The organism is Microbacterium sp. Ag1 (genome assembly GCF_001005635.1).
In the GTDB taxonomy this organism is placed as follows: domain Bacteria; phylum Actinomycetota; class Actinomycetes; order Actinomycetales; family Microbacteriaceae; genus Microbacterium; species Microbacterium oxydans.
Map to the genome: position 1 here is coordinate 76,192 of NZ_LBCR01000032.1, position 22,645 is coordinate 98,836.

Sequence of the window (22,645 nt, forward strand, 5' to 3'; positions counted from 1 at the left end):
AATTTTGTTCGTAAGGTCTACTAACAAACATGTCCGTTTCGGATGAACAGCGTTCCGCATCGCCGTCAGAGTACGCCGGTGCGAATGCGCACGCCTTCGGCCCGGGGCGCCACCTGCGCTCGCGATCAAAGGTGCTGCCAGAGCATGCGCGCGGTCACAACCGCGCACTGGTGCTGCAGACGCTGTACCACGCGGGGGCGATGAGTCGCGCCGACCTCTCCCGGGAGACGGGCCTCACCCGTGTCACCATCTCCGACCTGGTCGCCGAGTTCATCGCCGACGGGATCGTCATCGAGATGGGCGTCCGTGAAGCGGTGGGGCCGGGCAAGCCGCCCATCCTCATCGACATCGATCGCTTCGGCCATCAGATCGTCGGCCTCGATCTCTCCGGCCCCGACGCCTTCACCGGGGCGGTGCTGAGCCTCGACGGAGACGTGCTGGAGCGGCGCGAGGTGCCGCGTCCGAAATCCCCCGACGGGGAGGCGGCATACGCGGCGCTGCGGGAACTCGCACAGACGCTGGTCGAGGCCTCGACTCAGCCGCTGCTGGGCGTCGGCATCGGCACCCCGGGTGTCGTGCGTCCCGACGGGCTCGTCCTGAGCTCTCCCAACCTCGGCTGGACGAACTTCCCGCTGGAGGCGAAGCTCGGCGTCGATCTCGACCTTCCGGTCCTCGCCCGCAACGACGCCAACGCGGCGGTGCTCGCCGAGTACACGTTCGGCGAGGCGAAGGCCGACTTCATGCTGATCAAGATCGGCAAGGGTGTCGGCGCCGGCCTCATCACCGGCAGCCAGCCTCTGCTGGGCAGCCGCTTCGCCGCGGGAGAGATCGGTCACGTCGTCGTCGGTACCGACGGGGGCCCTCGCTGCGCGTGCGGGAAGGACGGCTGTCTCGAGGCGTGGCTCAGCGTGAGTCGGCTCGAGGCGGCGATCGCCGCTGATCCGGAGGCACGCGATGAGATCCTCCGCGATGCCGGGACGCGGATGGCGATCGCGACCGCTCCGATCGTCGCTGCCCTCGACCTCTCCGAGGTGGTGATCTCCGGTCCGGCGGAGCTGCTCGACGGCATCTTGATCGAGGCCGCCATCGCGACGTTGCGCGCGCGCACCCTCGAGGGCGTGTTCGAAGACGTCGTCGTGCGGTTGACGCACCAGGAGGACATCGTCCTGCGCGGAGCTGCGGTCATGGTGCTCTCGGGACAGCTGGGAGTGTCGTGAACGTCATCCGCACCGTGGACGGCACGGCCGGGAGCAGCATCCGATGACGGGTGCGAGCACTGCCGACCGCGCCGGTCGGCCGATTCGAGTGGGCCTGGACGTCGGCGGCACGAAGATCGACGCGGTGGCCGTGGACCCCTCCGGGGCCATCCGCGGACGCCTGCGCCGACCGACGGGTTGGGGCGATGACGCGGTCGTCGAGAGCATCGTTACGGCCGTGAAGGCACTCGCGGAGGAGAACGGGTTCCCCCTTGCCGACGTCGGCTCCGTCGGGATCGGCATCCCCGGCCTCGTCGACGCCGAGACCGGCCGTGTCGACCACGCGGTCAACCTCGGCGTGGAGTCCCTGGACCTCGCCGTCAGGGCCGAACTCGCTCTCGGAGTCCCGTTCCGTGTGGAGAACGACGTGAAGGCCGCGGCCCTCGGCGCTGCGGTGCTGAGCGGAGTCGCCGGTTCCATGGCCTACCTGAATCTCGGGACCGGCGTCGCTGCCGGGATCGTGATCGACGGACGGATCTGGCGCGGCGCACGCGGAACCGCGGGGGAGGTCGGTCATCTCTCCGTCGATCCGCGAGGGCGCCTGTGCGGCTGCGGGCAGTACGGGTGCGTCGAGACGTTCTGCGGCGGAGGGGCGTTGGCCAAGGCCTGGGGGCGACCCGGCACTCTGCCCATCAGGGACATCTTCGATGCGGCGGACGCCGGGGATCCGCATGCTGTCTCCCTCCGTGACGACCTCTATCACGGGGCCGCCGCCGCAGTGCGTGTTCTCGTGCTCTCCGCCGACGTGGAGAGGGTGGTCATCGGGGGAGGGCTCACCGCTCTCGGCGACCGACTCGAGAACGGACTCCGCGCGGCCCTGCATGCCGGCGCGGAGGCCTCGCCGTTCATGCGGTCGCTCCGCCTGGATGAGAGAATCGAACTGCTTCCCGCGGGTTCCCCCGCTGCCGCATTCGGCGCCGCACTCGTCGGCGCCTCCACCACCGAGAAGGAGATCGTCCCGCATGGCTGAGGTCGTCATCGTCGAGAATGCCGAGGCCGCAGGCGCTTTGGTCGCCACCGAGATCGTGGAGCTGATCGCGCGTCGTCCCGACGCGGTCCTCGGCCTCGCAACGGGGTCGACCCCGTTGCCGGTCTACCAGGCGCTGCGCACGCAGCTCGCAGGCCGCGACGTCTCACAGGTGCGTGGTTTCGCCCTCGACGAGTACGTCGGCATCGACCCGGCGCATCCGGAGAGCTACCGCTCGGTCATCACCCGCGAGGTCGTCGAGCCGCTCGGTCTCGACCCCGCGCGCATCCACGTGCCGAACGGCGCGGAGGCCACCATCCAGCATGCGGGTGAGGACTACGACGCGGCCATCGCGGCTGCCGGTGGAGTCGACCTGCAGATCCTCGGGATCGGCACCGACGGGCACATCGGGTTCAACGAGCCCGGCTCCTCCTTCGCATCGCGTACGCGTGTGAAGACCCTCACGGAGCAGACGCGCGAGGACAACGCCCGCTTCTTCGAGTCGATCGACGACGTCCCGATGCACTGCATCACGCAGGGGCTCGGCACCATCCTGGAGGCGCGCCACCTCGTGCTGCTCGCCTTCGGCGAGGGCAAGGCAGAGGCTGTGGCCGGTGCGGTCGAGGGCCCGCTGTCGGCGATCCTGCCCGGATCGGCGATCCAACTGCACCCGCACGCGACGATCGTCGTCGACGAAGCGGCTGCGTCGCGTCTCGCGCTCGCCGACTACTACCGGTACACGTTCGCCAACAAGCCGGCCTGGCAGGGCATCTGAGACGTGCCTGATGCCTGCCTTGGTGAACTCAGTTCGCCGGGGCGGGCCAGGCGATCGGGAGCAGGTGCTCCAGGCTCAGCGGCGCCAGCGGCAGCGTTCCGACGTCTGCGGGCGTGATCCAGCGCAGCTCGGCGAGCTCGGCCTGGACGGCGACGGTCGCGGGATCGATGGAGGTCGCGAAGGCCTCGGCGACGACACGGTGACCCGGTTCGTTCGCTGCGGCGGAGACGAACGTGCCGAGAGGGCGGAGCGCCGCTTCATCGAGCACCACCCCGAGCTCCTCCTCGATCTCGCGGATCAACGTCTGCGCCGGGGACTCGCCGGATTCCGGCTTGCCGCCGGGCTGCATGAACATGGTCGTTCCCTGCTTGCGGACGACGAGCACCCTCCCCGCTTCATCGACGATCACGGCCGCGCTCACGTGGATGTCAGGCATCGGGGCTGAAGACCTTCCCTGGGTTGAGGATGCCGAGAGGATCGAAGACCGCGGCGATCTGGCGCTGGAGTCGCCACTGGTCGTCGCCCAGTTCGTCGGCGAGCCAGCGGCGCTTGAGCACCCCGATGCCGTGCTCCCCGGTGAGGGTTCCTCCGAGGCGGATGGCGGCGCGGAACAGTTCGTCGGCGGCCGCCCACACATGCGGAGGCGTCTGCGTCCCTTCGAAGATGAAGTTCGGGTGCAGGTTGCCGTCGCCTGCGTGTGCCACCGTCGGGATGACGATGTCGTACTCGCGTTCGATGCGGGCGATCTCGTCGAACATCGCCGGCATGGCGCTCCGTGGTACCGAGACGTCTTCGATCAGCGTCGTCCCCAGCGAGGCCATCGCTGCATGCATCGAACGGCGCACCGCCAGGAGGCGCTCGCCCTCGTCGCGGTCGTGTGAGACGACAGTGAGGCCGTCATGGGCGCGCAGGATCGCGGCGATCGCATCCGCTTCGGCCGCGGCGGCCGGACCATCGGTCTGGATGGTCAGCTGAGCTGTTCCCTGATGCGGGATGGGAAGAGCGAGGAGCGCGTGCACGGCGGTGAGGCTCGCGGCGTCCATCAGCTCCATGATGGCTGGCTGCACGCCGGCGGCTGTCACAGCGGCCGAGGCGGCGGCAGCGTGACGCACCCCCGAGAAGGTCGCGGCGATCGTGCAGGTCTCCCCGGGGACGAGCCTGCGGAGCTTGAGGGTCGCGCCCACGACGACGCCCAACGTGCCTTCCGAGCCGACCACCAACGCGGTGAGATCGAGCCCGGTCACTCCCTTGACGCTGCGGTGTCCGAGGTGCAGCAGGCGCCCGTCGGCGAGCACCAGGTCCACCCCCAGCACGGCGTCGCGAACCACCCCGTACTTGGCGCAGAGCAGCCCTCCGGCGCCTGTCGCGATGTTCCCACCCACCGTGGAGATGTCGCGGCTGGCGGGGTCAGGTGGCCACCACAGCCCGTGAGCCGCGAGCACGGCGTTGAGGTCGGCGTTGAGGATGCCGGGTTCGACGACCGCGAGCAGATCGTCGGCACGGATCTCGTTGATCGCGGTCATCCTGCGCAGGGAGAGGACGATCTCGCCCGTACCGGCGTTCGCGGCACCGGCGAGACCCGTGCCGGCACCACGCACCACGACCGGTGTGCGGGTGGCGGTCGCGATGCGCATGGTCTGCTGCACGTGCTCGACCCGCTCCGCATGGATCACAGCGAGCGGTCTGCCGGCGGCAGCGTGCCCTGAGCGGTCGGCTCTGGCTTCCTCGAGCGTCGCCTCATCGGTGTCGACGAGCGCTCCGAGGGACTCCTCAAGGAGCGCGAGCACACTCATGAGGGAGATCTCACGACAATGCGCGCCGGCCGCTGAGCACACCGGCGACCACGGCGACGAGGGCGAAGGCGGTGCCGATGAGTGCCTGCCCCATCGACCACCAGGCGATCGTCACGCCGACGTAGATCAGCAGCTCGACCGCGGCGCGGAGGAACGGGTGCACGCGCAGCACAGGTCGCGGCGAGAGGAAGAGAGCCCACACCAGGATCACCAGTACCGGCGCGCCGATACCGATGACGATGTTCCACGGAAGATCCCAGCTCGCGAAGCCCCACAAGGCCAGAGAGGCGACGGCGACGATGAGGACGACAGCGCGCACGATGTCGAGTGCGGTGACCACCGGACGGTCGACGCCGGGAACGGGAGCGGGATCCGAGGACATGGATCCAGTCTATTCGCCGGTGGGGGCTTCCTCAGCCGGTGCAACGGGCGCCTCCGTGGGCGCTGCTGCGGGCGTGGTCTCGGCCGGCGGAGTCTGGACGGGGGCCGTCTCGACCGGAGCGGGTGCTGCTTCGATCGGTGCCGGTGCTGCTTCGACCGGTGCCGGTGCTGCTTCGACCGGTGCCGGTGCTGCTTCGACCGGTGTGGGTGTCGGGTCTGACGCGGGTGCCTCCGGCTCGGCAGCGACCGGAGCAGACTCGGACGGCACAGACGACGCGGAAACGTCGCTCGTCGTGGAGGGCTCCGCTGTGGCCGATTCGACCGGAACCACCTCACCCGGAGTCTCGGGGCGGTTGGGCTCGAGATCGAGGAGGGTGGTGACCGCGGAAGGGCCCGTGCCGGACGCGAGGACGTAGCGGAACGTGACGGTCGTGAGGTCGGCGTCGATGAACTGCCAGAAGGTGGGACGGAGATCGATGACGCCGAAGCCGGACTCGTCGAGCAGGATGCTGTCGCCTCCGCCGGTGCTGTCGTCCAGGAGCGCCTCGACCCTCTGGCCGGCCACACCCGAGACCGGAATGCTGTAGTGGACCTGGAGTCCGTTGAACCAGATGGTGGCGGTCTGCCACGTAGGTGCCTCCGTGGGGGCGACCGGACCCACGGGGTCGACCGGGTCCACCGGATCGACGGGGTCCACCGGGTCGACGGGATCTACGGGGTCGACAGGGTCGACCGGGTCCACGGGATCGACAGGCGGGACGACGACCGGCGGAACGATGACCGGCGGGGCCGTGACGGGCGGGACGGTGGCGGGCGGTACAGGAACGGGTGCGCCCGCCTGATCTGCGCCGGGCTGAGGTTCTGCGGCCGGCGGCGCTGGGGTCTCGTCGGGGACGGTGACCGGGGGTTCGATGACGACGGGCTCGTCGAGGTTCATCGTCTCGTCGGGTCCGACATCTGCAGAGATCGAGGACGGGTCCTCATCGCCGGCGTTCGGAAGCGACGTCGCGGGATCGGCACCGGCGAGCCCGGGGACGATCGCGGCGGCGGCGACGACACCGGCCACGACCAGAGCGGCGGATCCCACTCCCACCAGTGCACCGATACCGGTGAACATGCCACCTGCGGATCCGGCTCCTGACGAAGCGCCGGCCGTTCCACCCGCTGAGCCGCCGGCACCGGAACCAGAACCGGAACCGCCGGCCGCGGCGAGACCGGTTGCGGCATGCGTGGCGCCGGGGTCGCCGGCGAAGACGGCGCCGGGAATGCTGGACGGCATCGCCGCCAGGGCGACGATCGGCGTGCCGGCGCCCTGGAGCGTGGCGAGGTACCCCGCGGCGCCCGTGACGCCGAGGACGAGTGGCAGCAGCACGAGGGCCAGACGCTTGGAGACGTCCTTCGCCTCGGCCGAGACGATCATGCACCGCGCGCACTCGTCCAGGTGCAGTTCGAGGCGCTTGTGATCGCGAGTGCTGAGGTTGCCGCGCGAGTACGCGCCCAGGTGCTCGATGGTCCACTGGCACTCTGAGCCGTCTTCGGCGCTGCGCAGATGGGCCTGGATCCACGCTTCACGCAGGCCTTCGCGGGCGCGGAAGGCCAACTGCGACACGGCGCCGGCCTTCATGCCGAGCAGGGGCCCGACTTCCTGCGGCTTCATCTGCTCGATCTCGGTGTACCAGAGCACCTCCTGCCAACGGGAGGGGAGGCTGCGGAACGCCTGAGCGGTGAGGCTGCGGTCGAGTGCCTCGCTCGCAGCCTGGTCGGTGCTGTCGGGGTCGGCGACGGTGTCGAGTTCGTCGATCGCCGTCTCGCGGCGCGCGCGCCCCCACCCTGCGGCCGTGTTGCGGATGCTCGTGAAGAGGTAGGCGCGGAACGAGCCGTTGGGGCCGCCGCCTTTGAGGATCGCCTGATAGATGCGCGTGTACGACTCCTGAACCAGATCGTCCGGGTCGATCGACGAGGTCACGGAGCGCGCGACGGAGAGTCCGGACGGATAGTGTCGGCGCCAGAGTTCACCGAACGCCCCCGTGTCTCCCGAGCGGGTGCGGAGGATCAGGTCGGCGTCGCCGATCGTTTCGTCGTGAGTCGTGTTCTCTTCGTGCACAATCATCCATCTGTCGCGGGGCGCAGCTGCGCCTCCACCGGAAGAGACGCAGGAGAGCGCCTCTCATCACGCGACTTCATCATTCTCTCGCGAATCTCCCAGGTAAGCCACCCTCCGTCGGAACTCCAAGCGGATGCCCGGCTTCGGGCACTGTCACCGCCCAGCGGGCGTGCGATGTGCGGGGCCGGAGATCGACGACGTCTTTTCGGGCTGTCGAAGTTTTTTCGGGAAGTCGCGTAATGAATCGGGATGTTCCACGTCTCATCCCATGTAGACAGCCGTAGCGATCCCACCGGGGGGCGGGATCCAGGCACTGGTGCGGGGGGTATTCGCGCCGGTCGGGCGGGTCGGGATCCTCGGGGGAGGAGAACCCGGCCGCCCGTCTCACGAGGGGGGACGAGGCCGCCGATCTGGGGAACGGCGGCCTCCCACACGTTGATCAGATGATCGAGAGCGATTTCTCGAAGTTTTTTCGGGAAGTCGCGTAGTGAATCGGGACGTGCCACGTCTCATCCCATGTAGACAGCCGTAGCGATCCCACCGGGGGGCGGGATCCAGGCACTGGTGCGGGGGGTATTCGCGCCGGTCGGGCGGGTCGGGATCCTCGGGGGAGGAGAACCCAGCCGCCCGTCTCACGAGGGGGGACGAGGCCGCCGATCTGGGGAACGGCGGCCTCCCACCCCACCAATGCATGACCGGAGAGCGCAGAGCTGCGCGTCGCGCGCGGCGCCGTCTCAGACGAGCAGCCGTGGTCCTGACCACACGCGCGCGACGCGCAGTTCCGCATCCAGCAGCACGGCGTCGCCGAGCATCCCGGGACTGAGTCTTCCCAGGAAGGCGTCGCGCCCGATCGCACGCGCCGGGGTCTCGGTGAGAGCCCGGACGGCTTCCGCCAGGCTCGCCCCTGCCTGCACGGCGCGCTGCAGAGCCACATCCTGCGTCAGCGTGGAGCCGGCGATCGACCCGGTGTCATCGGCTCTCGCGACTCCGTTCTCGACCGTCACGCTCACCGCGCCGAGGTCGTAGTGGCCGTCGGCGCTTCCTGCGGCCGCCATCGCGTCCGTGATCAGCGCCACTCGTCCCGGCGCGGAGTCGAACACCAGCTTGACGACGTGCGGGTCGAGGTGGACGTTGTCGGCGATCGCCTCGAGGACCACACGGTGGTCTGCCGCCGCGGCGAGCACAGGTCCGGGGGCACGGTGATGGATGCCCGGCATCGCGTTGAACGCGTGCGTGAGGATGGAAGCGCCGGCCTCGAACGCCGCGACCGCCATGCTCGCGTCCGCGTCGGTGTGCCCGATCGCAGCCGCCGAACCGGCTGCGACGATCTGCCTGATCGCGTCGAGCCCGCCTGGAAGTTCGGGAGCGATCGTGACCTGGCGGATGGTGCCACGTCCGGCGTCCAGCAGTCGCGCGACGTCGGCGGTCGTCGGATGGCGCAGCAGTGACGGTTCGTGCGCACCGTGGTGACCGGGGTCGAGGAACGGACCCTCGAGGTGCGAGCCGAGGATGTCGGCATCCGTCTCGGTCAGATCGGCGATCAGCCCGACGCTGCGGGCGAGCGAATCCAGCGACGCCGTGACCAGCGACACGACGGCACGGGTCGTGCCGTGCTCCCGGTGCAGATCGCGGCCGATGCGGATCGCCTCCGCCCCGTCGTCGAACGCCGCGCCGGCGCCGCCATGGCCGTGGATGTCGACGAATCCCGGGGTGAGCAGAGCGCCGGCACCGGCGACGGCCGTCGCGTCGACGACCTCATCCGCGGACGTCCATCCCGAACCGGTCCCGCGCTCGGTCACGACGCCGTCGTCGATACGGACCCAGCCGTCCTCGACGATGTCGCCGTGGTCGACGATCCGTGCGGAGTGGATGACCAGCGAACCGGTCGCGGAGGAGTGGGTGCTCAACGTGCGCTCCAGGGGATCTCGTCTGCGGGGTGGAAGTCGACCCCTTCAGCCTTCCACAACGGGGCGAGCGACCCGACGCGCACGCGGAACGACTCCCACGCGCGTTCCGGTGCCTCTCTCGGCGACCAGGCGACCTCGGCCTGTGCGGCTGCGCGAGGAAAGACCAGCTGTTCGACCTCGTCGAGCGTGCGGGTGGTCTCCGACCACAGTGGAGCCTCGATGCCGAGGATCGCGCTGTCCGGCACGTCGAGGACGTCGGTGGGTTCCCACTCGTAGGCGGAGCGCACATCGATGATCGCTGCCCAGGTGAGGCCCAGCGGGAAGTCCTCGGTGTACTTCATGTCGAGATACGTGACGTCCGCCGCCGACATGATCAGGGCGCCGCCGCGCTCGACGAAGTGGGCGGCCTCCTCGGCGTGTGTGCCCTCGGGGGTGGTCTTCCCCCAGTACTGTCCGACCGTGCCCTCGGCGATGTGTGCCGCCGAGCCCATCTCGTGCCAGGCCACCGGGATCCTGCCGGCTTCCACGACGATCGCGGTCGCGCGCTCCGCGAAGAGATCGAAGTCGGCTTGAGGTGTTCCGAGGGACTCGTCGCCGCCGATGTGGATGTACGGGCCGGGGGTCATCTCGGCGAGCTCGCGCACGACGTCGCGCACGAAGTCGTAGGTGCGCTCATCGTGGATGCGGACGCTGGAGTGGCCGACCCCCCACCCCAGGTAGGTCTCACCAGCGATGGGGAGGGGCTGGCCGAGCCGCTCCGACTCCGCGATCAGGTTGTCGTTCAGCACGGGCGCCTCGACGAGCTCGGGGTAGGCGACGCCGATCGCGTGGGTGTGGCCGGGAAGGTCGATCTCGGGGATGACGATCATGTGACGCGAGGCGGCATATCTCACGATCTCGCGGTAGTCGTCCTTCGTGTAGAAGCCGCCGGGGTCGCCGTCCGCCGAGGTGAGGGATGCCCGCTCGGTCAGCAGGGGCCAGGAGTCGATGTGCACGCGCCACCCCTGGTCGTCGCTGAGGTGCAGGTGCAGGTGGTTGAACTTGAGGGCGCTGGTGCTGTCGATGAACCGCTTGACGTCGTCGACGCCGAAGAAGTGGCGCGCCACGTCGAGCATGACTCCGCGCCGCGGGAAGCGGGGGGAATCCGCAACTTCCGCGCCGAGCAGGCCCCAGCCGGACTCGTCCTGGCGCAGCAACTGCAGCAGTGTCTGCACGCCGTAGAACAGTCCCGCCTCGTCGGCACCGACGACGACAGCCCGCTCGCCGACCTCGAGCGTGTACCCCTCGGGTGCGGAAGAGGTCGCATCGATCAGCAGCTCGATGTCGGCGGGTGCCTCGTCCGCGAGCGCCAGGCGGATACCGCTGCGACGCTCGACCGCCTCGATCAGCTGGTCGGCAGCAGGGGAGGAGCCGAGAACACGCGTCGTCGCGGTGATCGGCATCCGTCCTTCGCGCGGGACGGCCGAAACGGGTGCGGGGACCAGAGGGAGAGGATGAGGAAGGACCATGAACAAAACCTACCCGTCGGCGTCGTCGAGGGGAATGGTCGAGATCGAATCGATTCTGCGACGATGGCCGGATCAGCAACGTGCGCGCCGGCTCTGATCGGCTATGCTCGTAACCGTCGCGACTGGCGTCTGGGTGGACTACCACCGGGGAGCGACTGACCACGGAATTCGACCGCGCGCCTGGGCCGATAGGAACACCCCTTTCGAATCCGTCGTCAAAAGGAGCACGTCATGACCGACCGTTACTTCAACGCCCCGCTCTCCGAGGTCGATCCCGAGATCGCCCAGGTGCTCGACCGCGAGCTGAAGCGTCAGCAGACCTTCCTCGAGATGATCGCCTCGGAGAACTTCGTGCCCGTCTCGGTGCTGCAGTCGCAGGGCTCCGTGCTCACCAACAAGTACGCAGAGGGCTACCCCGGACGTCGCTACTACGGCGGCTGCGAAGAGGTCGACGTGGCTGAGGAGCTCGCCATCTCCCGCGCCAAGAGCCTGTTCGGCGCGGAGTTCGCGAACGTCCAGCCGCACTCGGGTGCATCCGCGAACGCCGCTGTGCTGCACGCGATCGCCCGCCCCGGCGACACCCTGCTCGGCCTGTCGCTCGACCAGGGCGGCCACCTCACGCACGGCATGAAGATCAACTTCTCCGGCCGTCTCTACGACATCGTCGCCTACGGGGTCGACCCCGAGACCTCGACGATCGACATGGACGAGGTGCGTCGTCTCGCGATCGAGCACAAGCCCAAGGTGATCATCGCCGGCTGGTCCGCCTACCCACGCACGATGGACTTCGCGGCGTTCCGTGCGATCGCCGACGAGGTCGGGGCGCTGCTCTGGGTCGACATGGCGCACTTCGCCGGCCTCGTCGCCGCAGGTCTGCACCCGAACCCGGTTCCTCACGCGCACGTGGTCTCCTCGACCGTGCACAAGACCATCGGCGGACCGCGCTCCGGCTTCATCCTCACCAACGACGCCGAGCTCGCCAAGAAGATCAACACCGCGGTGTTCCCCGGCCAGCAGGGCGGGCCGCTCATGCACGTGATCGCCGCGAAGGCGACCGCCTTCAAGCTCGCAGGCACGCCGGAGTTCAAGGAGCGCCAGGAGCGTGTGCTCCGCGGTGCGAAGCTCATCGCCGAGCGTCTATCGCAGCAGGACGTTCAGGACGCCGGCATCGCCGTGCGCTCGGGCGGAACCGACGTGCACCTCGTGCTCGTCGACCTGCGCGACGCCGAGATCGACGGCAAGCAGGCCGAGGACCTCCTGCACGACATCCACATCACGGTGAACCGCAACGCCGTGCCGAACGACCCGCGTCCGCCGATGGTGACCTCGGGTCTGCGCATCGGCACGCCCGCGCTCGCGACCCGCGGCTTCGGTGATGCCGAGTTCACAGAGGTGGCCGACATCATCGCGCTCGCGCTGCTCCCCGGTGCCGATATCGAGGCCCTCCGCGCGCGCGTGGACGCCCTCGCCGCCGCTTTCCCGCTCTACCCCGACCTGCAGCAGTAGCACCTCTCGCTCCTCGCTCCGCGAGTGCACGCGATATCGCCGAGTGCACGGCTCGTTCACGCGAACCGGCCGTGCACTCGCCGAGTACCGGTGCGCTCGACGGGCCGAGTGGGGCGAGGGGGCAAGGTGAGCAGGAACAGGACACGACAGGGAAAGAAGGAAGAAGACATGACCGCGAAGATCCTCGATGGGAAGGCGGCCTCTGCGGCGATCCGTGCCGAGCTCACCGAGCGTGTCGCCGAGCTGAAGAGCAAGGGGATCACGCCGGGAATCGCGACGGTGCTCGTGGGTGCCGATCCGGCGTCGCAGCTGTACGTGGGCATGAAGCACCGGCAGTCCGAGGCGATCGGCATGAACTCGATCCAGCGTGAACTGCCCGCCGATGCGACGCAGGCCGACGTCGAGGCCCTAATCGACGAGCTCAACGCCGACCCCGCCTGCCACGGCTACATCGTGCAGCTGCCCCTGCCGAAGCACATCGACACGGACGCGATCCTCGAGCGGATCGACCCGGCGAAGGACGCGGACGGCCTGCACCCGACCAACCTCGGTCGGCTGGTGCTGAACGTCAACAGCCCGATCCACACCCCGCTGCCGTGCACGCCGCGCGGTGTGATCGAGCTGCTGCTGCGCAACGACTACGACCTCAAGGGCAAGCACGTCGTGGTGGTCGGACGCGGGGTGACCATCGGTCGCTCCATCGGCCTGCTGCTGACCCGACGCGACCTCAACGCCACCGTCACACTCACCCACACCGGCACCGTCGACATGCCGAAGTACCTGCGTGAAGCCGACGTGATCGTCGCCGCCGCCGGGGTGAAGCACCTGATCCGCGCGGAAGACGTCAAGCCCGGAGCTGCAGTGCTCGACGTGGGCGTGACGCGCGAGACCGACCCCGACACCGGCAAGAGCCTCGTGTTCGGCGACGTCGCACCGGATGTGGCCGAGGTCGCGGGGTACATCTCTCCGAACCCGGGCGGCGTCGGCCCCATGACGGTCGCCCTGCTCATGACGAACGTCGTGGAGGCCGCTGAGCGGTCGCTCTGACGACGACCGACCTCGAAACGAGAAGGCGCCCATCCTGGAGGATGGGCGCCTCTCGTCTTCGCGGAGCGGGGTCGAATCAGCCCAGCTCGTCGAGCATCCGACGCTGCTCGGCCGTCAGACCGTCTCCGAGCTCGTCACGTGCGGCTCGGGTCTCGGGGGTCTCTGGGACGGGCGCGGCGGCGGAGGGCGCGGTCTTCGTCCCGCCCTTCATCCTCGCCTGCACCGAGTCGTAGATCTCGCCGGTCTTCGCCCGCAGGCGATCGTCGATCTGGTCGTAGATCATCCACCCGAACAGCAGCGCCAGGGGCGGCAGCACGAATGCCCAGAATCCGGAAGCGCGCACACCGCTCAGCCAGACCGTGAGCACCCAGATGATGAGTTCGACGAGGTACACCAGCACGTACTGCACGATCTTCTCGCCGGTCTTCGTGCGCTCGGCCGCCGATTTCGCCGCCGATCTGCGGAAGGCCCCGGCGAGCAGGGGCTTCACGAACAGGGCGGCGAGAGTCAGGACGACCGATGCCCACAGGGCGTTGAGGCCGACGGAGACGCCCGGCAGCAGCAGACCGATCAGCAACAGGACCGCGACGTTGAACACGTAGAGCGCGGCGAACCGGACGATTCCGTTCTTCATGCGACCAGAATCCCACACCTCAGGAAGCGATCACCCCTGGGTCTGCAGGGTGCTCTCGATCCCGCTGATGCGGGCCTGCTCGTCGAAGCGGAAGCTCGCGGTTCCCGTGGCATCCGACACCGTCGCCCCGGAGAACGCCTCGTCCGTCCAGGTGAGGGTCCACCCCGCGAGACGCGCGAGGTCCCAGACCGCCGTGCGCGCGTCGGGGAGTGCCGTGGCGGAGAGGACACGGGGCAGTGCGATGACCGCATCCGCGACCGTGAGCGGTGCGAGCGGGGCATCGAGGAGGAACACGGCGCGGGTTCCGTTGCCGACCGGGGCGGAGTAGTACGGGGAGCGGCCCGTGAGCTCGACGGCGACACCGCCGATCGTGTGCGCAGCCTGAGCGATCCACGCGTCGTCGCCGGACACGCCGTCGGGGAACGGCACCTCCGCCGTCGTCAGTTCCGTGATCCCGTGCTCGCTGCCGTAGGCGTGCAGCTGACCCGCGACGCCCTGCGGGTCGCCGCTCGGATGTGCCCAGGCCCAGAGGAGAGAGCGGGGGCCCGGCGCGATCGTCGCGATCAGGTGGGCGCGGGCGACCAGCTGGCGAGACGGATCCGCGTCGGACGTGAAGGTGATCGTGCCGGCGGCCAGGTCGGCGTCCCAGCGGTGCTCGCCGAGGGCGTCGGCAGCGGCGGAGAGGGCGTCCTGACGGAGTGCGACGAAGAGAGCGGCACGATCGGCGAGGGGCTGGAGCGCGGCGAAGGTCATGCCCACAGTCTCGCGGTCGATGCTATGAATCCGCTCGCTCATACGGGGAGCGTCGCGGATTGCGGCCTGCCCATCCGCCACACGCTCGGCACCGCGAGCGTGACGAGCGCGACACCCGCGTAGACGACCCCGGACGTGATCAGAACGGTCGCCGGATCCGCGTGCGTGATCAGCCAGCCGTAGACCAGGGTTCCGATCGGCATCACGACGAAGCTCCCGAGCATGTCGTAGCTCGACACCCGGGAGAGCTTCTCGCCGGGGATGTTCTCCATCATCGCGAGGTTCCAGCCGGTGCTGAACACCTCGGCGCCGGCACCCGCGATGAAGGCGGCCATGGCGAGCAGGACCACGGCGGGGTGGACGCCCAGCATCGTGACGGGGATCGCGAACGCGGCCATGCCGATCATCCCGTAGCGCAGCGGTCGTCGCAGCGGGAACCACATCAGCAGCAGGGTCATCAGCAGCACCCCGACGCCTTCGGCGCTGACCACCCATCCCCAGCCGGTGATGCCCAGCAGGTCGTTGTTCTTGGCGATGTACGGACCGACGACGCCCCACGCGCCCACATGGATGGCGTTCATGATCATGAAGGCCAGCACGATCGTCCACAGCCACGACCGGCTCCAGAACTCCCGCCAGCCGATGCGGAGGTCGTGGAACATCGTGGTGCCGCCCGCGTGCGATGGCGGCGGGAGCTTCACGAGCGCCAGCACCGGGATCGCGATCACCCAGCCGGCGGCCTGCACCACCATCGCCCACGCCGGCCCTGCCGTCGCCACCAGGACGCCCGCGATGATCGGGCCGCCGATGGTCACGGCGGACCGCACGAAGGACAGCATCGCGTTCGCCTGCTGCAGGTGCTCCGGCGTCGTCAGCTGCGGGATGATGCCCTGCATCGCGGGCAGCACGAACGCCGTGGAGGCGCCGTTCACGATCGACAGCACGATGAGCAGGGGGATCGTGGCGGTGCCGGTGAACAGCAGAGCCGCGATCGTGCCGATCGAGAGGATGTCGACCACGTAGCAGGCCTGGATGATCAGCGCACGGGGGAGACGGTCGGCGATCACTCCACCGAACAGCACGAACACGATGTTGCTGATCGTGAAGGCGGCGAGCACGAACGACAGCGACCTGGCGTCGTTGTCGATCTCGAGGACCGCGAACGCGAGCGCGATCGACGACATCGAGCCGGCGATCATCGTGATGGCACGCGCCAGGAAGAACCAGCGGAAGTTGCGGTCCTGCATCGCGGCGAGCCCGCGGATCACCTCACGACCTCGCCTCTGTGCACCCGGCTATCCTGCCACGGCGTGGAGCCCTTCGAATCGCGCAAAGGGGTGCATCCAGGACCTGGATACGACGATTCGCGCGAGTCGTACGGTCAGTAGCTGGCGCGGTCGGCGGCATCCACGGCGATGAAGCGGGCGGCCAGGGCCTCGGAGGCTCGGGCGAGCAGCGCCACGTCGGCTCCGACCGCCACGAAGTCGGCGCCCGCCGCGAGATAGGCATCGGCGGCCGTGGGGTCGAAGGCGTTCACACCCACGGCCTTGCCCGCAGCCTTGACGGCGGTGAAGACCCTCTCGACAGCGGCCGTGACCTCGGGGTGGGTCTGCTGGCCGAGCAACCCCATCGACGCGGAGAGGTCGGAGGGACCGACGAACACCGCGTCCACCCCGTCGACCGCGGCGATGTCGGCGGCGGCTTCGACGCCCGCAGCCGTCTCGATCTGCACCGTCAACGACACGTGCTGCGCGGATTCCTGCAGATACCGGTCGACGCGATTCCAGCGGGCGCTGCGGGCCAGTGCGCTGCCCACTCCGCGCACGCCCTCCGGCGGGTACCGGGTCGCGGCGACGGCGGTGCGCGCCTCTTCGGCGGACGACACCATCGGGACGATGAGGTTCTGCGCCCCGAGGTCGAGGACCTGCTTGATCGCGACGGTGTCATTCGACGGCACCCGCACGAGGGGAGCGATCGGGTAGGCGGCGACCGCCTGAAGCTGCACCAGCACGGACTCCAGCGTGTTCGCCGAGTGCTCCATGTCGATCAGCAGCCAGTCGAGACCCGACCCCGCGGCGACCTCGGCGAGCAGCGGGCTGCCGGAGCAGACCCACATCCCCACGAGCGATCGGTCGGAGTCGGCCAACTGCTCGCGGAAGGACGGAGCTAGACGAAGCGGCATGCGATTGTTCCCATCGGTCCGTAATCGCACAGCACCTCGTCGCCGCGCGACACCCACATCGGGCGTGTGAACGATCCTGCCAGGATGATCTCGCCCGCTTCGAGACGCGCGCCGTGCTGGTGGAACTTGTTCGCGAGCCATGCCACTCCGGTGGCCGGATGCCCGAGCACCCCGGCGGCGACACCGGTCTCCTCGATCTCTCCGTTGCGGGAGAGCACGCCGGGCACCCAGCGCAGATCGATCTCGTTCGGGCGCTTGTGCACCGTGCCGAGCACCATCGCCCCGTAGGCGGCGTTGTCGCTGATGGTGTCGACGATCGTCCGGCCCTCGAGCTCGATGTGCGAGTTCAGCACCTCGAGCGCCGGCACCGCGTAGTCGATCGCCGCGAGAGCGTCCTCGAGGGTGCAGTCCGGCCCCTCGAGCGGCGTCTTCAGCACGAAGGCCAGCTCGACCTCGATGCGCACGTTCGAGAAGTGGTCGACGGGGATCGCGGCGCCGGACTCGTACACGGTGTCGTCGAACATGACGCCGTAGTCCGGTTCGGTGATCCCCGTCGCCTGCTGCATGGCCTTGGAGGTCAGGCCGATCTTGCGCCCCACGAGGCGACGTCCCGCAGCGATCTGCGAGTCCCTCCAGACGCCCTGGATCGCGTAGGAATCCTCGACCGTGGCTTCGGGGTACCGCGCCGTGATGCGCGGGATCACGCTGTGCGCGCGGTCGGCATCGGCGAGTTCTGCGGCGATCGCGGCGATCGTCTCCTCTGGCAGCATCGGATCCTCCTAGAGCTGGTGGCCGAGCTTGTACTCGCCCTGCTTGTACTCGGGCATGTCCTTGTCGTCTTCCGCTCGCGTGTAGGAGAAGCCGTCGGCACCGATGGTCACTGCCATCTCGCTGGAGTCGGTGCGGGCGACCACGGGCTGCGGGTTGCCGTCGAGGTCGAGCACCAGAGACGCATCCGTGTACCAGGACGGGACGACGGGGTTGCCCCACCAGTCGCGGCGCTGGTTGTCGTGCACGTCCCAGGTGATGACCGGGTTGTCGGGGTCGCCCGTGTAGTAGTCCTGCGTGTACACCTCGACGCGGTGCCCGTCGGGGTCGCGCAGGTAGAGGTAGAACGCGTTGCTCACGCCGTGACGGCCGGGACCGCGCTCGATCGAGTCGGAACGGCGCAGAGCTCCGAGCTTGTCGCAGATCGCGAGGATGTTGTGCTTCTCGTGCGTCGCGAAGCACACGTGGTGCATGCGGGGTCCGTCGCCGCCGGTCATGGCCGTGTCGTGCACGGTGGGCTTGCGGCGCATCCAGGCGGCGTAGACCGTGCCCTCCTCGTCCTGGATGTCCTCCGTGACGCGGAAGCCGAGGTCCTGCATGAAGCCGACGGCGCGCGGCACGTCGGGGGTGACCTGGTTGAAGTGGTCGAGCCGCACCAGCTCGCCGGGGATGTGCAGGTCGTACCGCCACGACATCCGCTCGACGTGCTCGGTGGCGTAGAAGAACTCGTACGGGAAGCCGAGGGGGTCGACCACACGCACCGAGTCTCCGATGCCCTTCACGAAGCCGCCCTCCTTGCGGCGCACGTCGCAGCCCAGCTCGGTGTAGAACTCGACGGCGCGGTCGAGGTCCTCCGGCGTGCGGACGCGGTAGGAGAACGCGGCGACGGCGGCGATCGGCCCCTTTCGCAAGACGAGGTTGTGGTGGATGAACTCCTCGGTCGAGCGCAGGTAGATCGCCTCGTCGTCCTCCGCGGTCACGTACAGACCCAGAACGTCGACGTAGAACTGGCGCGACGCGGCGAGGTCCGTGACCACGAGCTCCATGTAGGCGCAGCGCAGGATGTCCGGAGGCGAGCTCTGCGGCGTCGCGATGGGGTTGTCCGAGCGGATCGGCGCCTCCTGGGAGACGTAGAAGCCCGAGGAGGTCAGGGTCATGTCGTCGCGGTGTGTCATGTCAGCGTCCTTGCTTACGGTTCCGGTCGCGAAATTCCAGGGGATTCGGGCGAGAAGCCTGTCATATCGCGACCGGAGCGGAGGGGTAGTGGTCAGTTCTTGCCGAAGGTCGGGTTGTGCGAGTGCTCAGCGAGCGTGATGTGCACGCTCTGCTGGTCGGTATAGAAGTCGATGGAGCGATAGCCGCCCTCGTGGCCGAGGCCCGATGCCTTCACACCGCCGAACGGGGTGCGGAGGTCCCGCACGTTGTTGCTGTTCAGCCACACCATGCCGGCCTCGACCGACTGCGCGAAGTTGTGCGCACGCTTGAGGTCGTTGGTCCAGATGTAGGCGGCCAGACCGTACTTCGTGTTGTTCGCGAGCGACAGCGCCTCGGCGTCGGAGTCGAAGGGCGTGATCGCGACGACCGGACCGAAGATCTCCTCCTGGAAGATGCGGGCATCGGGGGAGACATCGGCGAACACGGTCGGTGCGACGAAGTTCCCTTCCTCGAAGCCCTCCGGACGGCCACCGCCGGCGACCAGGCGGCCCTCGCCCTTGCCGATCTCGACGTAGCTCATCACCTTGTCGTAGTGCTCGGGGTGAACGAGCGCTCCGACCTCCGTGGCGGGGTCGTGCGGGTAGCCGACCTTGACGCGCTTCGCCTGCGCCGCGTAGCGCTCCACGAACTCCTCGTAGATCGACCGCTCGACGAGGATGCGCGAACCTGCCGTGCAGCGCTCGCCGTTCAGGGAGAAGACTCCGAAGATGGTCGCGTCGACGGCGGCCTCCAGGTCGGCATCGGCGAAGACCACGGCGGGCGACTTGCCACCGAGCTCCATCGAGAGCCCCTTGAGGAAGGGTGCCGCGTTGCCGAAGATGATCTGTCCCGTACGGCTCTCGCCGGTGAACGAGATGAGCGGCACGTCGGGGTGCTTCACCAGGGCGTCGCCCGCGTCTTCGCCGAGGCCGTTCACGAGGTTGAACACACCCTGGGGGAGGCCGGCCTCCTCGAAGATGCCCGCCCACAGGGATGCCGACAGCGGCGTGAACTCGGCCGGCTTCAGCACGACCGTGTTGCCGGTGGCGAGGGCGGGACCGAGCTTCCAGGACTCGAGCATGAACGGCGTGTTCCAGGGTGTGATGAGTCCGGCCACGCCGATGGGCTTGCGGTTGACGTAGTTCATCTGCTTGCCCGGCACCTTGAAGGCGTCGTCGGACTGCGCGACGATCAGGTCGGCGAAGAAGCGGAAGTTCTCGGCGGCGCGGCGGGCCTGCCCCAACGCCTGCGTGATCGGCAGGCCGGAGTCGTACGACTCCAGCTCGGCGAGCCGGGCGTCGCGCGACTCCACGATGTCGGCGATCTTGTGCAGCACCCGGGAGCGCTCGCGCGGCAGCATGCGCGGCCAGGGCCCTTCGTCGAAGGCGCGCTTGGCTGCGGCCACCGCGAGCTCGATGTCGGCCTTCTTGCCGGCAGCGGCCGTCGTGTAGGTCTTGTTCGTCACCGGGTCGAGCACGTCGAACGTGTCGCCGTCGACGGAATCCACGAAGGCGCCATCGATGTAGTGCTGGATGTGGTCGGGGAGGTCGGCGGGGATGCGCGAATCGGTCATGAGGTTTCTCCGGTCGTCTGTGCGGAAGTCGTCTGTGATGAAGTCGTCTGAGCTGAGGTCGTCTGGGCGGAACGGGTGTGCAGGGCGTCGAGGAACGCGTCCATGGTGCGCCAGCGGTGGTTGCGCGCGGCGAGTTCGATCTCGAGCGGATCCGCGCCTGCTCGGATGAGGTCGAGGATCTCGGTGTGCTCCTCGACCGAGTGCTGAGCGCGCCCTGGAATCGAGGCGAAGGTCGTCTCGCGGATGCCGGAGAGTCGCGACCAGCCGCGGTGCACGAGATCGAGCAGGTGCGGGTTGGGGCACGGCTCGAACAGCACCGAATGGAACTGGCGGTTGAGCTCGGTGAAGGCGTGCGCGTCGAGGTGGTCGAGCATCTGCGCCATCCGGTCGTTGATCCGGGCGGCCTCCTCGAGGGCCTGGTCGTCGAGCAGGCGAGCGGACAGGGCGGTGGCGCAGCCCTCGACGAGGCCGAGCGTCTGCATCGTGTGCGCGTACTCGCTCTCATCCACGAGGGTCACCCGCGCGCCGACGTTGCGCTCGAAAGTCACGAGCCCTTCGGCCTCGAGACGGCGGATCGCCTCGCGCACGGGGACGACGCTCATCTGGAGATCGTCGGCGATGGATCCCAGCACCAGCCGGTATCCGGGGCTGAACATGTGTCCCGTGATGCGGGAGCGCAGCCACTCGTACGCGACCTCGGACTTGCTCGCGGCCGTCGTGGTCATCGTGTGCTCCCGTCGGACACGGCCTTCTCGTAGCGTGCCCGCCACTCGGCGTTCAAGGGGAAGAGGCCGTCGACCGGGTGTCCTGCGGCGACCTGCTCGGCGATCCAGGCGTCTTCGATCTCCTGCGCGACGGCGCTCGCCGCGACCTCGGCGGCCAGGGCCGGTGGGATCACGATCACGCCGTCGCTGTCGCCGACGATGATGTCGCCGGGCTGCACGGTCGCGCCGCCGCAGGAGATCGTGACGTCCACGTCCCACGGCACGTGCTTGCGACCGAGCACCGACGGGTGCGCGCCCTGCGAGAACACGGGAAGGCCGATCTCGGCCACCGCGTCGTAATCGCGGACGCCGCCGTCGGTGACGACTCCCGCTGCGCCGCGCACCTTGGCGCGCAGGGCCAGGATGTCGCCGAGAGTGCCCGTCGTGGCATCGCCGCGAGCTTCGATCACGATGACCTCGCCGTCCTCCACGGCATCGAACGCCCGCTTCTGGGCGTTGTAGCCGCCGCCGTGCGAGGCGAAGAGGTCTTCGCGGAACGGGACGAAGCGCAGCGTCTTCGCGGTGCCGACGATCTTCTGTCCCGGGATGTTGACCGAGACCCCGTCGATGAAGCAGGAGTGGTGTCCGCGCTTGCGGAGCTGCGCCGAGAGCCCGGCCGTCGGCGCCTCCAGCAACTGTGCGCGCAGTTCGGGGGAGAGGCCGGGAGCCTTCTCGACGGGAGGCAGTCCTGCTTCCGCCCGCGAGCCCCATGCCTCGGTGCGCTGCAGGTCGTCAACGGCGGGGAGCGAGCCGATCTCCCCGTCGAACGGAGTCTCGCCCTGGGTCACGGTGGTGACGAGGCGACCCGAGCTCGGGGCTCCCGGTGCATCCGGTGCGTCCACCTCGACCTCGACGACGTCGCCGGGGACGATGACGGATGAGCCGGCGGGGGTGCCGGTGAGGATCACATCGCCGGGCTCGAGCGTGAAGTGCTGGGAGAGGTCGGCGACGAGTTGGGCGAGCGGGAAGATCAGCCCTGCCGTGGTGTCGTCCTGGCGGAGTTCGCCGTTGACCCAGGTGCGCACGCGCAGCGCCGCGGGGTCGACGGTGCGGGCATCGATCAGCTCGGGGCCGATCGGGGTGTAGCCGTCGCCGCCTTTGGAGCGGACGTTCGAGCCCTTGTCGTTGGCGCGCAGGTCGTACAGGCCGAGGTCGTTCGAGGCGGTCACCCAGCCCACGTGGGACCAGGCGTCGTCGAGGGAGACGCGGCGCGCGGCCGAGCCGATCACGAGCGCGATCTCTCCCTCGAACGCGAGCAGCTCGGTACCGGCCGGCCGCTCGACGGTGCCGCCGGAGACGCCGACGGAGCTGGCCGGCTTGAAGAAGTAGGAGGGGGCGGCGGGGCGCCGGCCGCGCTGATCCGCTCGGGAGGCGTAGCTCAGGTGGATCGCGATGATCTTGCCGGGGCGGTCGATGGGTTCCGTCACGGGGCGCCTCCTCGCGCTGTCAGTGTCCTGCGCGACGCCTTGTGCGTCGTATTCGAAATCATATATTATCGGTTCACCCCTCGGCAAGCACTCCGGATTCACGTCC

General features: G+C 68.9%; 20 protein-coding genes and 1 riboswitch. Of the genes, 5 read left to right on the plus strand and 15 right to left on the minus strand.

All coding sequences use genetic code 11. The features are described from left to right. Positions 1 to 29 precede the first annotated feature (29 nt). Genes AAY78_RS13545 through nagB form a run of 3 tightly spaced genes read left to right on the plus strand, consistent with a single transcriptional unit; the run spans position 30 to position 2,998 of the window. Positions 30 to 1,217 carry an ROK family transcriptional regulator gene (locus tag AAY78_RS13545; protein ID WP_046748833.1) on the plus strand — a complete coding sequence of 396 codons (1,188 nt, stop codon included), beginning with the start codon at positions 30 to 32 and terminating at the stop codon, positions 1,215 to 1,217. Between the two features lie 43 nt (positions 1,218 to 1,260). Then, complete coding sequence (locus AAY78_RS13550) at positions 1,261 to 2,226, plus strand: ROK family protein (RefSeq protein ID WP_171010998.1); 966 nt, start codon at positions 1,261 to 1,263, stop codon at positions 2,224 to 2,226. Continuing rightward, positions 2,219 to 2,998, plus strand: coding sequence for a glucosamine-6-phosphate deaminase (gene nagB, locus AAY78_RS13555; protein WP_046748834.1), 780 nt, complete (start codon positions 2,219 to 2,221; stop codon positions 2,996 to 2,998). Before AAY78_RS13550 ends, nagB begins: the two co-directional genes overlap by 8 nt. A gap of 28 nt (positions 2,999 to 3,026) precedes the next feature. Here nagB and AAY78_RS13560 read toward each other — a convergent pair whose 3' ends face one another. The 6 genes from AAY78_RS13560 to AAY78_RS13590 all read right to left on the minus strand — a co-directional run bounded on the left by AAY78_RS13560 (position 3,027) and on the right by AAY78_RS13590 (position 10,691). Further along, the gene (locus tag AAY78_RS13560) at positions 3,027 to 3,434 is read right to left on the minus strand and encodes an NUDIX hydrolase (protein WP_046748835.1); all 408 of its coding nucleotides are present in this window, start codon (positions 3,432 to 3,434) and stop codon (positions 3,027 to 3,029) included. Continuing rightward, entirely contained in the window at positions 3,427 to 4,791 is a 1,365-nt protein-coding gene (locus AAY78_RS13565; protein ID WP_046748836.1) for an FAD-binding oxidoreductase, read from the minus strand. Before AAY78_RS13565 ends, AAY78_RS13560 begins: the two co-directional genes overlap by 8 nt. Before the next feature lie 10 nt (positions 4,792 to 4,801). Then, positions 4,802 to 5,173, minus strand: coding sequence for a YrdB family protein (locus AAY78_RS13570; protein WP_046748837.1), 372 nt, complete (start codon positions 5,171 to 5,173; stop codon positions 4,802 to 4,804). A gap of 9 nt (positions 5,174 to 5,182) precedes the next feature. Next, the gene (locus tag AAY78_RS20205; protein WP_052748789.1) at positions 5,183 to 7,276 is read right to left on the minus strand and encodes a sigma-70 family RNA polymerase sigma factor; all 2,094 of its coding nucleotides are present in this window, start codon (positions 7,274 to 7,276) and stop codon (positions 5,183 to 5,185) included. A 734-nt stretch (positions 7,277 to 8,010) separates the two neighbouring features. Continuing rightward, positions 8,011 to 9,183: an N-acetylglucosamine-6-phosphate deacetylase gene (gene nagA / locus AAY78_RS13585; protein ID WP_046748838.1), complete on the minus strand. Its 1,173-nt coding sequence runs from the start codon at positions 9,181 to 9,183 to the stop codon at positions 8,011 to 8,013. After that, on the minus strand, positions 9,180 to 10,691 hold the full coding sequence (locus AAY78_RS13590; RefSeq protein ID WP_082108694.1) for a family 20 glycosylhydrolase: 1,512 nt from the start codon (positions 10,689 to 10,691) through the stop codon (positions 9,180 to 9,182). The genes nagA and AAY78_RS13590 overlap by 4 nt, the downstream gene beginning before the upstream one ends. A gap of 108 nt (positions 10,692 to 10,799) precedes the next feature. Then, positions 10,800 to 10,884: riboswitch (ZMP/ZTP riboswitch) on the plus strand. 38 nt (positions 10,885 to 10,922) lie between these two features. Between AAY78_RS13590 and glyA the strand changes: the two genes are divergently transcribed. Both glyA and AAY78_RS13600 read left to right on the plus strand, forming a co-directional pair. Beyond that, positions 10,923 to 12,197 (plus strand): serine hydroxymethyltransferase, encoded by a 1,275-nt coding sequence (glyA, locus tag AAY78_RS13595; RefSeq protein ID WP_046748839.1) that lies wholly within the window; start codon positions 10,923 to 10,925, stop codon positions 12,195 to 12,197. Between the two features lie 168 nt (positions 12,198 to 12,365). Then, a complete protein-coding gene (locus tag AAY78_RS13600; protein ID WP_046748840.1) occupies positions 12,366 to 13,244 on the plus strand; it encodes a bifunctional methylenetetrahydrofolate dehydrogenase/methenyltetrahydrofolate cyclohydrolase in 879 nt (292 codons plus the stop codon). Between the two features lie 76 nt (positions 13,245 to 13,320). On the opposite strand, the gene AAY78_RS13605 is transcribed toward AAY78_RS13600, so the two are convergent. The 9 genes from AAY78_RS13605 to AAY78_RS13645 all read right to left on the minus strand — a co-directional run bounded on the left by AAY78_RS13605 (position 13,321) and on the right by AAY78_RS13645 (position 22,539). Further along, a complete protein-coding gene (locus AAY78_RS13605; protein ID WP_046748841.1) occupies positions 13,321 to 13,878 on the minus strand; it encodes a hypothetical protein in 558 nt (185 codons plus the stop codon). A gap of 30 nt (positions 13,879 to 13,908) precedes the next feature. Beyond that, positions 13,909 to 14,631, minus strand: a complete 723-nt coding sequence (locus AAY78_RS13610) for a DUF6882 domain-containing protein (RefSeq protein ID WP_046748842.1) — start codon at positions 14,629 to 14,631, stop codon at positions 13,909 to 13,911. 38 nt (positions 14,632 to 14,669) lie between these two features. Beyond that, positions 14,670 to 15,899, minus strand: coding sequence for an MFS transporter (locus AAY78_RS13615; protein WP_052748791.1), 1,230 nt, complete (start codon positions 15,897 to 15,899; stop codon positions 14,670 to 14,672). Between the two features lie 113 nt (positions 15,900 to 16,012). Next, positions 16,013 to 16,813: an HpcH/HpaI aldolase family protein gene (locus AAY78_RS13620; protein ID WP_046748843.1), complete on the minus strand. Its 801-nt coding sequence runs from the start codon at positions 16,811 to 16,813 to the stop codon at positions 16,013 to 16,015. Beyond that, positions 16,798 to 17,583 (minus strand): 2-keto-4-pentenoate hydratase, encoded by a 786-nt coding sequence (locus AAY78_RS13625; RefSeq protein WP_046748844.1) that lies wholly within the window; start codon positions 17,581 to 17,583, stop codon positions 16,798 to 16,800. The genes AAY78_RS13620 and AAY78_RS13625 overlap by 16 nt, the downstream gene beginning before the upstream one ends. Positions 17,584 to 17,592: 9 nt before the next feature. Then, positions 17,593 to 18,756, minus strand: coding sequence for a 3,4-dihydroxyphenylacetate 2,3-dioxygenase (gene hpaD / locus AAY78_RS13630; protein WP_046748845.1), 1,164 nt, complete (start codon positions 18,754 to 18,756; stop codon positions 17,593 to 17,595). Positions 18,757 to 18,848: 92 nt separating this feature from the next. Further along, on the minus strand, positions 18,849 to 20,348 hold the full coding sequence (hpaE, locus tag AAY78_RS13635; protein ID WP_046748846.1) for a 5-carboxymethyl-2-hydroxymuconate semialdehyde dehydrogenase: 1,500 nt from the start codon (positions 20,346 to 20,348) through the stop codon (positions 18,849 to 18,851). Beyond that, complete coding sequence (locus AAY78_RS13640) at positions 20,345 to 21,073, minus strand: GntR family transcriptional regulator (RefSeq protein ID WP_046748847.1); 729 nt, start codon at positions 21,071 to 21,073, stop codon at positions 20,345 to 20,347. The genes hpaE and AAY78_RS13640 overlap by 4 nt, the downstream gene beginning before the upstream one ends. After that, positions 21,070 to 22,539 (minus strand): fumarylacetoacetate hydrolase family protein, encoded by a 1,470-nt coding sequence (locus AAY78_RS13645; RefSeq protein ID WP_046748848.1) that lies wholly within the window; start codon positions 22,537 to 22,539, stop codon positions 21,070 to 21,072. The genes AAY78_RS13640 and AAY78_RS13645 overlap by 4 nt, the downstream gene beginning before the upstream one ends. Positions 22,540 to 22,645: the final 106 nt, after the last annotated feature.